Here is a 13,154-nt window from a genome sequence, read left to right on the forward strand (position 1 = left end):
GCCATCGCGCGACCGACCATGACAGGGAGGGTTGCGATGGCGAGCGCACTGGATGAATTGAAGCTGGATCGCGCCTTCGTGCAGATCGTGAAGAGCGGCAGCATGTCCGCCGCGGCACGGCAGCTCGACACGTCGGTGACCTCGATCGCCCGGCAGTTGAGCCGGCTGGAAGCCTCGCTCGGCGTACGGCTGCTCAACCGCACGACGCGATCGCAGTCGCTGTCGGAGGCGGGCACGATCTATTACCAGCGGCTGATCGAAGTGCTCGACCAGATCGATGCGATGAAGCGCGACGTAGCATCGTATCAACAGGGGACGAAGGGACGGCTGCGCGTCCATCTGCGCACGTCGATCGGGTTGCAGGTCGTGGTGCCGGCGCTGCCCAACTTCTTCCGCCGCAATCCCGACGTGACGCTCGACCTGACGCTGACCGACGAGCGCGCCGATCTGGTCGCCGAGGCGATCGATGTCGCGATGTGGCTGGGCAATCTGCAGGATTCCAGCCTTGTCGCACGACGGCTCAGCCCCAGCCGCCGGGTGATGTGCGCCAGTCCCGATTACCTCAAGCGGAACGGCGAACCGCGCCTGCCGAGCGACCTCGACGCGCACAATTGCCTGCTGTTCCTGGCGCGCAACTACCTCAATCGCTGGCGACTGACCAAGGACGACGAGACGATCGAGGTGCCGGTCACCGGCAACCTCCAGACCGACAACGGCGCGGTGTTGCGGACGAGCGCGATCAACGGGCTGGGCATCGTCATGCTGCAACGATCGATGGTGCAGGAGGATCTCGACAGCGGGCAACTGGTGCAGGTGATGACCGATTACGAGGTCAGCCCGACCGAATTCGATACCGCGCTGTACGTCGTCTATCCGTCGAGCCGCCGGCTATCGCCCAAGACGCGCGTGTTCGTCGACTTTCTCGTCGACCTGTTCCGCCGCCATCAGGCGCCGCTGACATGAGCGCCGTTCATGGCCGCATTGAGCCGGGCGCGGGGATCGGCCTGCCGTGCGCGATGCTATCCCAACCCGACATACGACGGGCGACGCAGCCCGCGATCCTTCAGGAGAGATGATCATGGCAGCCCCGGACGGAACAGGAGCGCGGCTGGTTCGCCGCGCGGTAGCGATCATCGTGGCGGTCGTCGGCCTTGCGCTGACGGTCGGCGGCATGGCGCTCGTACTCGACGGGGGTTCGCTCTATTATCTCGTGACCGGCATCGCGGTGCTGGCCAGTGGCGTGCTGATCTGGCGCGGCGATGCGCGCGGGCTGACGCTGTACGCGGCGATGCTCGTGTGGACGCTGGCGTGGAGCCTGTGGGAGGTCGGCTTCGACGGCTGGCAATTGGCACCGCGGATCATCGCGCCGTTCGTGCTCGGCCTGGCCCTGCTGTTGCCGCCCGTCTGGCGACTGCGCGCCGGCAAGACACCCGCGGCGCGTCGCGGGCTCCCAGCATTTGCAGCCGCATTGGCGGTTGCGCTCGTCGTCGGCACCGGGCTGCATGCGATCGGCCCTGCCGATCCGGAGAAGCCGGTCTACCGCACGGGCATGCAAGGTGCCGCGCCGTCGCGCCTGCCGCAACCGCTCGCGGCGATCACCGCCACCGACTGGCAGGCCTATGGCAACGATCAGGGCGGAACGCGCTTCAGCCCGCTGACCGACATCAACGCCGGCAACGTCGCCGGGTTGAAGCAGGTGTGGGAGGCGGATTTCGGCCCGGCGGGGCGGGGCAAGCCCAATGGGCTGGAGGTGACGCCAATCATGATCGGCGACGCGCTCTACGCGTGCGACGGCTATAGCCGCGCGGTATCGTTCGATGCGGAAACCGGTGCTGTGCGCTGGCGCGTCGACACCTCCGGCGGCGCGACCGAAACCGGCAAACCCTGCCGCGGCGTCGCCTATTACAAGGTTCCCGGCGCGACCGGCCTGTGCGCCGAACGCATCTTCATGGCGAACCAGACGCCGAACCTCGTCGCGCTCGATGCGCGCACCGGCCGCTTCTGTCCCGGCTTCGCCGCGGGCGGTCGCGTCAACCTGAAGGACGGTATCGGCCGCTACCCCTACGGGCAATATTACGTCAGCTCCGCGTCGCAAATCGTGCGCGGTAAAGTTGTCGTCGGCGGCGGCATTCCCGACGGACAGCAATGGGGCGGGCCGTCGGGCGTGATGCGCGCCTATGACGCGGTCACCGGCCAACTCGCCTGGGCGTTCGACGCGGGTCACCCGGAGCGGATCGGCGCGCCGCCGGCCGGCGAGACCTATACCCGCTCGTCGCCCAACAGCTGGGCGCCGATCAGCGCGGACGAGACGCTGGGGCTGGTCTATTTCCCGATCGGCGGCGCGACGCCGGACAATTTCGGCGGTCAGCGCCGGCCGTTCGACGATGCGCTGGGGTCGTCGGTGATCGCGCTGGATGCGGAGACGGGCCGGCTGCGCTGGCGCTTCCAGACGGTGCATCACGACATCTGGGATTACGACGTGCCGTCGCAGCCGACGCTGGTCGACCTGCCGACGCCGAACGGCATCCGCCGCGCGCTGATCCAGCCGACCAAGCGCGGCGAGGTGTTCGTGCTCGATCGCCAGACCGGCCGCCCGATCCTGCCGGTCACCGAACAGCGCACGCCGCAGGGCGGGATCGTTCCCGGCGAGCGGCTGTCGCCGACGCAGCCCGCGTCGCTGTCGCTGCCCGCCTTCCGCGGCCCGGTTCTGCGCGAAAAGGATATGTGGGGCGTCACGCCGATCGACCAGATGATCTGTCGCATCCTGTTCAAACGCTCGCGGTATGAGGGGCAGTTCACGCCGCTGACGCTCAACAAGCCGGTGTTGCAGGCGCCGGGGTCTATCGGCGGGGTCAATTGGGGCAGCGCGTCGATCGACGTCGATCGCGGCATCATGATCGTCAACTGGATGCAGCTGCCGGACCGTGTCGAGCTGATGACGCGCGAGCGGGCGATCAAGGAGAAGCTCAAGCTGTCGGACGGCCTTGATGCAGGCGGATCAAAGGATCGGCCGATGGAGAATACGCCGTATGGCGCGATCGGCACCAACTTCCTGTCGCCGCTCGGATCGCCGTGCACCGCGCCCCCTTGGGGATCGATCTCCGCAATCGACCTGCGCACCGGCAAGCTGTTGTGGTCCAAGCCGCTCGGCACCGCGCGCGATCTCGGTCCGCTCGGGATCCCGTCGATGCTGCCGATCACGATCGGCGCGCCGAACGCTGGCGGCGCGGTGACCACGCGCGGCGGGGTCGTGTTCATCGGCGCCGCGGCGGAAAAGGCGTTTCGCGCCTTCGACACCGCGACCGGCAAGGAGTTGTGGCACGTCCGCATCCCGTTCAGCGCCAGCGTCACGCCGCTGACCTATCGCGCGCCGCGGAGCGGGCGACAGATGGTGGTGGTCGCGGCTGGTGGTCGTCCCGCCTTCTCGATGCCGGCGGGGACGAAGCTCGTCGCCTTCGCGCTACCGACCCGCTGAAAGGACCCTCGCTCATGATCGCCGTTCGTATGCTGGTCACCGGCGTGATCGCCGGAGCCGCCATCATGCCCGCTGCCGCCCCGGCGCAGCAGGCGCTAACCTATGACGCGCAGACACGCACGCCGGTGCCGATCCCGCCCGGCGAGCGCGGCGTGCAGACGGTCACGGCGGTGCCGTGGCTGGAACTGCCCGGCGTGCGCGATCTGGAGGGGCCGGCGTTGGAGCGCGACGGCAATCTGTTGTTCTCCGATGTCGCCGGGCGGCGCGTGTTGCGGGTGACGCCGGACAAGCGCGTGTCGACCGTCGTGACGTTGCAGGGACTGGGGCCGGGCGGCCTCGCGATCCACCGCGACGGCCGCATCTTCATCGCCGCGATCGATATCCCGGGCGAGAAGGGCGCGATCCTGAGCATACGGCCGGACGGCAGCGGGTTGACGACGATCATCCCGGCATCGGCGGGGTTCATGCCGAACGACGTGGTGTTCGACGCGGAGGGCGGGCTGTATTTCTCCGACTTCCGCGGCACGGCGACGGAGCCGAAGGGCGGCATCTATTATGTCGCGCCCAACGCAAAGACCGCTACCGTCGTGCTGCCGAACATCGCGATGGCGAACGGCGTGGCTTTGAGTCCCGACGGCAAGACGTTGTGGGCGACCGAGTTCGGCCGCAACGCGCTGTACCGCGTACTGCTGGCGGATGCGACGCATCCGGCGCCGCTCGGCACCGCGCTCGCCTATCGCTTCACCGGGCCGGCACCGGACTCGCTGCGCACCGATCGCGACGGCAACCTGTATGTGGCGCTGTACGGGCAGGGCAGGGTGCTGGCATTCGGCCGCAACGGCGTGCCGATCGGTCAGGTGCTGCTGCCGGACCGCGATGCCGGCCACAACCTCGGATCGACCAACAGCGCGATCCGGCCGGGCAGCACCGACCTGTATATCGTCACCAGCGACGGCACCGGTCAGCCGGCGCGCATCCTGCGTTCGCGCACCTTCGCACCGGCAGCGATGCCCTATTCCCACAGCGGCGGGTAATCGACGTCGATCTTGGCGTCTGCGCGCAAGCACCTTCCCACGTAGGCGCCTTGGTCGGTTTCGTTTCGCAGCCATACCTTTCCCTCAACACCTCGCTGCGCCGGGGGCCGACCTAGTCTCCAAAAGACTTGCCGGACCCTCGAACGACAAGCGGGTGAATAAACATCCGGATGTCGGATGGTAGAGGAGGGGATTGCAGTGAAAGCATTATACGCGTCCGTCGGTGCCGCCGCGCTGATGGCATCGGGAGCCGCCGCAGGTCAGGACGTCCCAGCGGCTGTTGCAGCCGCGACGGCACAGGATAGCACGACACCTGCCTCGGCCGCCGGGAGCCAGGTTGCGGACACGACCTCTTCGACCCAGCTGGAAGATATCGTCGTGACGGCGCAGCGCCGTTCGGAACGCCTCCGCGAGGTGCCGATCGCGGTAACCTCGATCTCGCCGGAAATCGCCAACCAGCTCAACATCCGCGACGTGCAGACGGTGCAGATCGTCACGCCCGGCCTGTCGATCACCACCGGCATTGGTTACGCCATGACCTACATCCGCGGCGTCGGCGCGGCCTTCTCCAGCCCCGGTGTCGAAAACCCGATCTCGGTCTATGTCGATGGCGGCTATGTCGAGCGCGGCAAGGGCGGCAACCTCGACGTGATGGACCTCGCCTCGTTGCAGGTGCTGAAGGGACCGCAGGGAACGCTCTGGGGTCGCAACTCGACCGGCGGCGCGATCCTGATCAACACCGCCGATCCGGAGTTCGAGAAAAGCGCACGGGTGACGGGCGAGATCGGCAACCAGGATCACCGCCTGATCGAGGGCGTGCTGAACGTGCCGCTCAGCGATACGCTCGCGCTGCGCGTGTCGGGCCGCTATCGCACGGACGGCGGCTACATCCGCAACCTCCCCGATAACTACATGTTCGGCTGGGCGGACAATTCCTCGATCCGCGGCAAGCTGCTGTGGAAGCCGACCGCCGATTTCACCGCGATCGCGATGATCCAGCACGACAGCCGCAAGAACTCGCTGCCCGCCAATTCGCAGATCCTGCCGAACAATCTGTGCAGCCTGTGCTCGCTGACGCCGTACACGTACCCGCTCGCGGATCCGTTCACGACGACGATCAACCTGCTGAACGGCGGCGTCGGCACGGTGGCGAAGAACGACCTCTACAACCTGCGGCTGAAATATGACGCGGGCAAGGTGACGATCAGCACGGTGACGGCGTACGAGAAGAACCGCACCGACGATTTCGTCGATGCCGACCTGACCAACATCAACGGCACGCCGGGGGCCGGGGGGCTCAACTTCGTGATCCCGTCGACCAATCGCACGTTCAACCAGAACGTCACGGCCGCCTCCAATTTCGGCGGCATGATCGAGGCGCTGGTCGGCGTGGATTACCTGAACGACAAATCCACCTACGCGCTGCATGTCGTGCCGAACCTGCTGCCGCCCTTCTCGCCTGCGAACCTCGCCTATATCGACACGACCAGCTTCTCGCCGTTCGGCGAAGTGAACGTGAAGCCGACGGACCGGCTGACGATCACTGCGGGTGGCCGGTATACCTGGGATCGACGCGAGGGTCGCCGCACCGGCGAACCGAACCAGCGCGTGACCTTCAAGAGCTTCTCGCCGCGCCTGGTCGTCGCCTACGACACCGGCCCGGTGAACCTCTACGCATCGTACAACCGCGGCAACAAGGCGGGCGGATTCAGCACGCCGGCGGTGCCGCTCCAGGCGTTCCTGCCGGAGACGCTGGACGGGTATGAGGTCGGCGCGAAGTTCGAATCGTCGGATCGCCAGTTCCGCTTCAACATCGCGGCCTACCATTACGACTATAAGCAGTTGCAGACGCAGGCGATCGACCAGGGCGGACCCAGTGTCGCGCTGTTCCAGAACCCCGACGCCAAGATCAACGGCATCGACGCCGATGCCAGCTGGAAGCCGACGGCGTGGCTTCAATTCCTCGGCGGCGCTACGCTGATGAAGTCGCGCTACGTCAATTTCGACAATGCCGGCGTGCAGGTCGTGCGGCGTGATGCTGCCGGTCGGATCATCGGCACGACACCGGGAACCGAGAACCTGACCGGCTTTGCGCTCCCGCACGCGCCGACCTTTACAGCGTTCGTCGGTGCTACGTTGTCGGGCGAGATCGGCGGCGGCTGGATCGGCAACCTGACGGGTCTGGTCAACCACTCGAGCTCGTTCACCTTCTTCCCCGGTGGCGGTGGCCCGCTGCGGGCCGACACGCAGCCGACCTTCACCACCGCGCGCATGAGCGGCTCGATCGGTCCCGCCGACGAACGCTATGCGATCGGGTTCTACATCGACAATCTGACCGATCAGGTGACCTACAACATCCGCTACACCACCGCGCCCTACGGCACCGGGCAGCAGGTGAACCGCCCGCGCACCTACGGACTGCGACTGACGGCGCGCTACTGACCGGGGCTCTCTCCGCCCGGCAGCCTTCCAGGCCCGGCGTTCCTTCGGGATCGCCGGGCTTTTTTTGCGTGGGGCGTCCCAGCATATGCGAGGGGGGCGAGTGAAGTCCCGAACGGCGTAGAGCGCATCAGGTTGCCCATGCCCGCGCGGCGCTCCTCGGCACGCCGCGCCAGCGGATCACGGCGAGCGGCAGGGGGCTGAGAGCGACAAGGTGGGGGACGTCTGCCATGCGCCCGCTTGCCCATACCGCCGTCGATGGCGGCAGCCTTAAATCACCCTACGTGTCCTGATCCGCGAGCGATGCAGACAAAGAAAAAGCCGCCCGGCGATGACGCCGGGCGGCTCGTATCAGACGTTGCGGTGATCGGCGTCAGTGGATGACGGAGGTCCGCAGATCGGTCTGGCTGCTCTCGGGGATCGTGCGGGCGACAATCGCACCGACGATCCCGATGAAGACCAGATAGCCCGCCGGTGCCACTGGGTCGAACCGGTGCGACAACCAGGCGGCGACCAGCGGCGCGGTGCCGCCGAACAATACCGTGCCGACCTGATAGGCGATGGCGTGGCCGGTCGCGCGGAAGGCGGTGGGGAACAGCTCCGGCATCGTCGTGAACGCCGTGCCACCGTACAGCCCGACGCCGAGCGCCAGCATCACCTGACCCACGAACGCGGCATAGACATTACCCGACGCCGCCAGCATCAACGCGGGGAACGCGACCAGCGCCATCAGCAGCCCGCCCGCGAACAGGATCGGCTTGCGCCCGAAGCGATCGCCCAGTGCACCCGATATCGGCATCATCGCGGCCAGCACCATGATCGCCGCCGCGTTGGAGAACAGCGCCGACGGTGCGGACAGTCCGCCCTCGCGGATCAGGAAGGGATAGAGGAAGGCGATCATCATGTTGGCGCCGACCGCGAGCGGGGCCTGCACCATGATGACGTTGAAGATCGAACGCTTGCCGGTGCGGCCGAGCGATTGCAGCGAGTTGACCTGCTCCGCTTCCGGGGCCGTTTCCTTGAGCTGTTGGGCGTCCTTGAATTCCTGCGGATCGTCCAGCGTCCGGCGCAGCCAGAACCCGACCAGACCGATCATTCCACCCATCAGGAACGGCACGCGCCAGATCCAGTCGGCATAGGCTTCCGCGCCGCCGCTCAGTTGCAGGATCGTGATGAGCAAGGCGGCGGCGGCGTTGGCGGTATAGCCGAAGAACCAGGTCCAGCCGATCCAGCGGCCGCGGCTGCCCGGTGGGGCGGATTCGAGCACGAACGCGCTGTTGCCGGTCGTCTCGCCGCCCATCGCCAGCCCCTGCGCGCAGCGGCACAGCACCAGCAGGATCGGCGCGGCGACACCGATCGACGCATAGACCGGCAGCAGGCCGATCACCATCGTGCCGAGCGCCATCAGCCAGATCGAGACGCTGAGCACCGCGATCCGTCCGACCCGATCCGCCATCATCCCGAACAGCAGCCCGCCGAACGGCCGCGCGAGGAACGCCACGCCGTACGCGCCGAACGTGCTGAGCAGGGCGGTGACCGGATCGGCGTTGGGAAAGAAATGCTGCGACAATACCGGCACCGAAAAGCCGAAGATCGCGAAGTCGTAGATCTCGCACAGATTGCCGATCGACGCCGCGGCCAGCGACCGCTTGGTCGTGTTGGCGGGGATCGGTTCCGTCGGGGTGTCCGCCGCGATCATCGCGGCCACCCCGTTCGACAGGCTGGTGGCGTCCGTTGCGGTGGTCATGATCGGCCGAATCCTCTCCTCGCCGCCGCCGTTCGCCCTGTTCGCCGCGGATCGGATGAGGATCCGCGGCATCGACGTTCATGCGACGGTGGTATCCGTGTATCATCCCGCAGCGACTTCGTACGAGCTAGCGAAAAACACCCGTTATCTTACCGCCTGACGGGAAAGCTCTTTCCGCCCGATGTGGCAGGTCTTGCAAAGTCCTGATGTTACAGCGGCATCTTCGATACGACCGGCCTCGCGCAAGGGGTGCGATGGCCGGCATGAGAGAGGAGCTGCGATATGCAGATCCACGATTACATCGTCGTCGGCGCCGGTTCGGCCGGTTGCCCGCTGGCGCGCGGCCTGTCCGACGATCCGGACATCAGCGTCCTGCTGCTCGAAGCCGGTCCGCACGCGGATCGCTTCTGGGTGCATACCCCCGCCGGCATGGCGAAATTGTACTTCGACCGCGTGCGCAACTGGAATTTCCGGACCGAGCCGATGCCGCGGCTGCATGATCGTCAGATGTACTGGCCGCGCGGCAAGATGCTCGGCGGATCGAGCGCGATCAACGGCATGGTCTTTATCCGCGGCCACCCCGGTGATTTCGACGGCTGGCGCGCGCGCGGCAATCCGGGCTGGGGCTATGACGATGTCCTCCCCTATTTCCGCACGATGGAGCGGTTCGAACGTGGCGGCGACGCCTGGCGCGGCGGCGGCGGACCGCTGAGCGTCAGCGACCCGGTCGAGCGCATGGCGAGCAGCCGCGCCTTCATCGCCGCCGCCCGCGCATTGGGCGTCCCACCGACCGAGGATATGAACGGAGAGGTGCACGACGGCGTCGGCTTCATGCAGCACAGCATCCGCAACGGCCGCCGCCATTCCGCCTACAACGCCTTCGTCGAACCCGTGCGCGCCCGTCCCAATCTGACGATCCGGACCGGCTGCGCGGTGCAGCGCGTGCTGTTCGACGGACGGCAGGCGATCGGCGTCGAGGTCAGGCACGGCGATGGACGTATGGAGACGATCCATGCCGCGCGCGAAGTGATCCTGTCCGCCGGTTCGATCAAGTCGCCGCAGATGCTGATGCTGTCCGGCATCGGGCCGGGCGAACAGTTGCGCCGCCACGGCGTGACCGTGCTCCACAACCTGCCCGGCGTCGGCCGGAACCTCCAGGATCACTTCTACGTCCACACCGCGTTCCGGGCGACGGCGGACAGTTCGTACAACGCCCGGCTGACCGGTTGGCGCAAATTCCGCGAGGGGTTGCGCTATCTGGCGACGCGCAAGGGCTGCCTCGCTCTCGGATCGTCGCAGGTCGCGGCGTTCGTGAAGGGGAAGGCGGAGGAGCCCTATGCCGATCTTCAGATCAGCTTCCGCCCGATGACCTTCAACTATCATCAGGACGGGCAGGTTGCGGTCGATAAATATCCCGGCATGGGCGTCTCGGTGTACCAATTGCGACCGACCGCGACCGGCACGGTGACGCTGGCATCCCCCGACGCGGCGGACAAGCCGCTGCTGACACCCAATTTCCTGACCAGCGCCTATGATGTCGAGACGATGATCGAGGGCATCCGCACGATCCGCCGGATCATGGCCGCGCCACCGATGGCATCGCGCGTCGTCGCCGAGGAAATTCCCGGCCCCGGCATCGCAAGCGACGACCAGATCCACCGCTTCATGGAGGAAACCGGCAATTCCGCGCACCACCAGGGCGGCACCGCCAGGATGGGCGACGACCCGCTGGCGGTGGTCGATGCGCGGCTGCGCGTGCACGGCGTTGAGCGGCTGCGCGTGGTCGATGCGTCGATCATGCCGTTCCTGACGTCGGGCAACACCAATGCGCCGACGATCATGATCGGGGTCAAGGCGGCGGCGATGATCCGCCAGGATGCGGTGCCGCGTCGTCCGATCGCCCGGGCTCAGGCGGAGACATAGGCCCGGTAGGTCGCCTCGGTCAGACCGGCCGCCGGCCCGCTCTCGCCGCCGGCGTCGACGATCAATGCGGCGGTGTCGGCGGAATCGGTGACGAAGCGCCAGCCCGCCGGTGCCGCGGCGGGCGCACCCACCACCGCATCGATCGCCGCCCGCAGGCGGACGCCGTCGGGCAGGACGACCACGCTTCCTTCGTTGGCGAGCGCGACCGCGTGCAGGCCCAGTGCCTGCGCCAGCGCCGCCTTGGCAGCGGCATCCGTTTGTTGCGCATGGGTGAGCGCGGCGATGGCGCCGTCCACCTCCTCGTCCACGATCCGGCCGGCCGCATCGATCAACGGCGGCGCGTCGGGAGACCACGCCTCCGGCGGACACAGTTTCGCCGCGGGATCGACGATGCGATCCGGCCGCATCTCGGCGGGATAGATGCGGCAGGCGCTCGGGCGTTCGGCATAGGCGCCGCACCGCATGTCCGGGAGAAGCCGCGGGCAAGGCCCGTCGAACGCGGCGACGAGCATCAGGCGGACGCGGATCGGCAACGTGCCGCTGACGCCGGCAAACCCGCTCGCCCAGCGATGCAGCGCCGCCGGATCGTCGGGCGGGCCGAGATCGGGTGCGGCTTCGCAGAACAGCTCGACCACGCCGCCCGCCGCGCTCCAGTCCCTCGCCTCCCGGATCGACAACGGCAGGCGCAGGCCTTGGCAGCAGCGGCCACAGGCGGTGCAGGCGAATGTCAGGACGGGTGCGCCGGTCGTCGTCATCGGATCGCTGCTTGAACCATCGCACGGCCGATCGCGAGCCGGCTGGTCGTTGATACCATCATGAAGACCGCTCACCATCAGGCCGCCCGCGTCGGATCGGTCATCGGTTCGCGCGTCGTCGGTTCGTCGAGGCTGGTCGGCACGACGCCGACCGAGCGTTCGATCAGGCGGTGGACGACCGACGGCAATTCCCCGATCCGCAGCCGGCGCAGCGCGTCCTGGTTTTCCGCATCGGCGATGGTCCGGCGCTGGTTGTGGCGGACATAGTCGAGCCACGTCGCGAAATCGAACCGCTCGACCCACAGGGTGGGATCGGCGAGATCGCGCGACAGCAGCCAATGCCGCGCGCCATCGCGCATGCGGATGCGGCGGCGTTCGCTCATCAGCGCCAGGAAAGCGACGATGTCCTCCGGCGCGATGCGGTGTTCGACCGCGATCGTGATCGGGCCGCTGCGCATGTCGACCGGAACCGCCGTATCCGGCTCCTTCCAGTCGTCGAGCGGGTCGAGCGAGACGTCGTCGGTATCCGACAGCGGATAGAGCCGGCCGCTCAGCGCGCTGACGATCAGCACGCCGCCGGCCAGCATCAGCGCGATCGCCGGGCCATGATCCTGCGCGGCGATCCCGAACAGCCAGCTGCCCAGCGCCATCCCGCCATACGCCGCCATCTGGAACAGCGCGAGCGCGCGGGCGACCACCCAGCGCGGCGTGGCGAGCTGGACGCTGACGTTGAGCGTGGCGAGCGCGAACACCCAGCCGGCCCCCGCCAGCGTCATCGCCGGCAGCGCCAGCAGCAACGATCCACCCAGACCCGCGCCGATCGCGCCCGCCGCCAGCACCAGCGAGGCGAGCGTCGTCACGCCCTCCGTCGACCAGCGCCGGCGCAGCGGTTGCAGCACCAGCGCACCGACCACCGCGCCCAGGCCGAACCCGCCGAACAACAGGCCATAGGTCAGCGGCCCGCCACCGATCAGGTCGCGCGCGACCAGCGGCAGCAACGCCGGCACCGCGCTGGCGCCGATGCCGAAGATCGCCGCCCGGCCCAGCACGACGCGCAGGTGCGGCGACATCACGGCGTAGCGCAGGCCCGCGGTCATCGCTCCGCCCAGTTGCTCGCGCGGCAGCAATCGTGGCGGGCGCACCGGACGCCACCGCGCCAGCACGACGATCAGGCCGACATAGGACAATGCGTTGACCAGGAACGCCGCCGCCGCGCCGGCCAATGCGATGATCGCACCGCCCACCGCCGGGCCGACGCTGCGCGCGATGTTGAAGCCCATGCCGTTCAGCGCCACCGCCTGCGGCAGGGCGGCGCGCGGCACCATGTCGCTGACCGATGCCTGCCACGCGGGGCCGTTGATCGCGGTGCCGCAGGCGATGGCGAAGGTGAAGACCAGCAGGATCGCGGGCGACAGCCAGCCGATCCACGCCAGCACCGCCAGCGCGACCGACAGCGCCAGCATCGCCAGCTGCGCCCACAGCATCACCTTGCGCTTGTCGAGATTGTCCGCCGCCGCGCCCGCCCACAATGCCAGCAGCAGGATCGGCAGCGTCGTCGCACCCTGCACCAGCGCCACCTGTTGCGGGGTGCCGCCGACCCTCGTCATCATCCACGCCGCCCCGACCGACTGGATCAGCCCGCCGAAGTTGGACACCAGGCTGGCGATCCACACCGCCCGAAACACCGGATGGCGAAACGGTGCGAGCGCCGGGTCGGCGGCGTTCGTGGCGGACGCTGCCGGATCGGCATCGTAGGGCGTGGATCTCTTCTCCAAGGGCGC

At 67.9% G+C, this 13,154-nt stretch carries 8 protein-coding genes; 5 read left to right on the forward strand and 3 right to left on the reverse strand.

Annotation, left to right across the window (positions count from 1 at the left end):
• The first annotated feature begins 36 nt into the window (after positions 1 to 36).
• The 4 genes from AC0CH8_RS09335 to AC0CH8_RS09350 all read left to right on the forward strand — a co-directional run bounded on the left by AC0CH8_RS09335 (position 37) and on the right by AC0CH8_RS09350 (position 6,951).
• A complete protein-coding gene (locus AC0CH8_RS09335; protein WP_465239648.1) occupies positions 37 to 963 on the forward strand; it encodes a LysR family transcriptional regulator in 927 nt (308 codons plus the stop codon).
• A 115-nt stretch (positions 964 to 1,078) separates the two neighbouring features.
• Positions 1,079 to 3,475 carry a membrane-bound PQQ-dependent dehydrogenase, glucose/quinate/shikimate family gene (locus AC0CH8_RS09340; protein WP_465239649.1) on the forward strand — a complete coding sequence of 799 codons (2,397 nt, stop codon included), beginning with the start codon at positions 1,079 to 1,081 and terminating at the stop codon, positions 3,473 to 3,475.
• A gap of 14 nt (positions 3,476 to 3,489) precedes the next feature.
• Complete coding sequence (locus AC0CH8_RS09345; protein WP_465239650.1) at positions 3,490 to 4,509, forward strand: SMP-30/gluconolactonase/LRE family protein; 1,020 nt, start codon at positions 3,490 to 3,492, stop codon at positions 4,507 to 4,509.
• A 198-nt stretch (positions 4,510 to 4,707) separates the two neighbouring features.
• On the forward strand, positions 4,708 to 6,951 hold the full coding sequence (locus AC0CH8_RS09350; RefSeq protein ID WP_465239651.1) for a TonB-dependent receptor: 2,244 nt from the start codon (positions 4,708 to 4,710) through the stop codon (positions 6,949 to 6,951).
• Positions 6,952 to 7,321: 370 nt separating this feature from the next.
• Here the strand turns inward: AC0CH8_RS09350 and AC0CH8_RS09355 are convergent, their stop codons facing one another.
• Positions 7,322 to 8,695 carry an MFS transporter gene (locus tag AC0CH8_RS09355; protein WP_465239652.1) on the reverse strand — a complete coding sequence of 458 codons (1,374 nt, stop codon included), beginning with the start codon at positions 8,693 to 8,695 and terminating at the stop codon, positions 7,322 to 7,324.
• Between the two features lie 282 nt (positions 8,696 to 8,977).
• On the opposite strand from AC0CH8_RS09355, the gene AC0CH8_RS09360 reads away from it, so the two are divergent.
• On the forward strand, positions 8,978 to 10,618 hold the full coding sequence (locus AC0CH8_RS09360; RefSeq protein ID WP_465239653.1) for a GMC family oxidoreductase: 1,641 nt from the start codon (positions 8,978 to 8,980) through the stop codon (positions 10,616 to 10,618).
• On the opposite strand, the gene AC0CH8_RS09365 is transcribed toward AC0CH8_RS09360, so the two are convergent.
• Both AC0CH8_RS09365 and AC0CH8_RS09370 read right to left on the reverse strand, forming a co-directional pair.
• Entirely contained in the window at positions 10,603 to 11,373 is a 771-nt protein-coding gene (locus tag AC0CH8_RS09365; RefSeq protein ID WP_465239654.1) for a YkgJ family cysteine cluster protein, read from the reverse strand. The genes AC0CH8_RS09360 and AC0CH8_RS09365 overlap by 16 nt on opposite strands.
• A gap of 77 nt (positions 11,374 to 11,450) precedes the next feature.
• Positions 11,451 to 13,148: an MFS transporter gene (locus AC0CH8_RS09370; protein ID WP_465239655.1), complete on the reverse strand. Its 1,698-nt coding sequence runs from the start codon at positions 13,146 to 13,148 to the stop codon at positions 11,451 to 11,453.
• Between the last annotated feature and the right edge of the window lie 6 nt (positions 13,149 to 13,154).

The sequence above is a fragment of the Sphingomonas sp. AC435 genome (assembly GCF_979253005.1).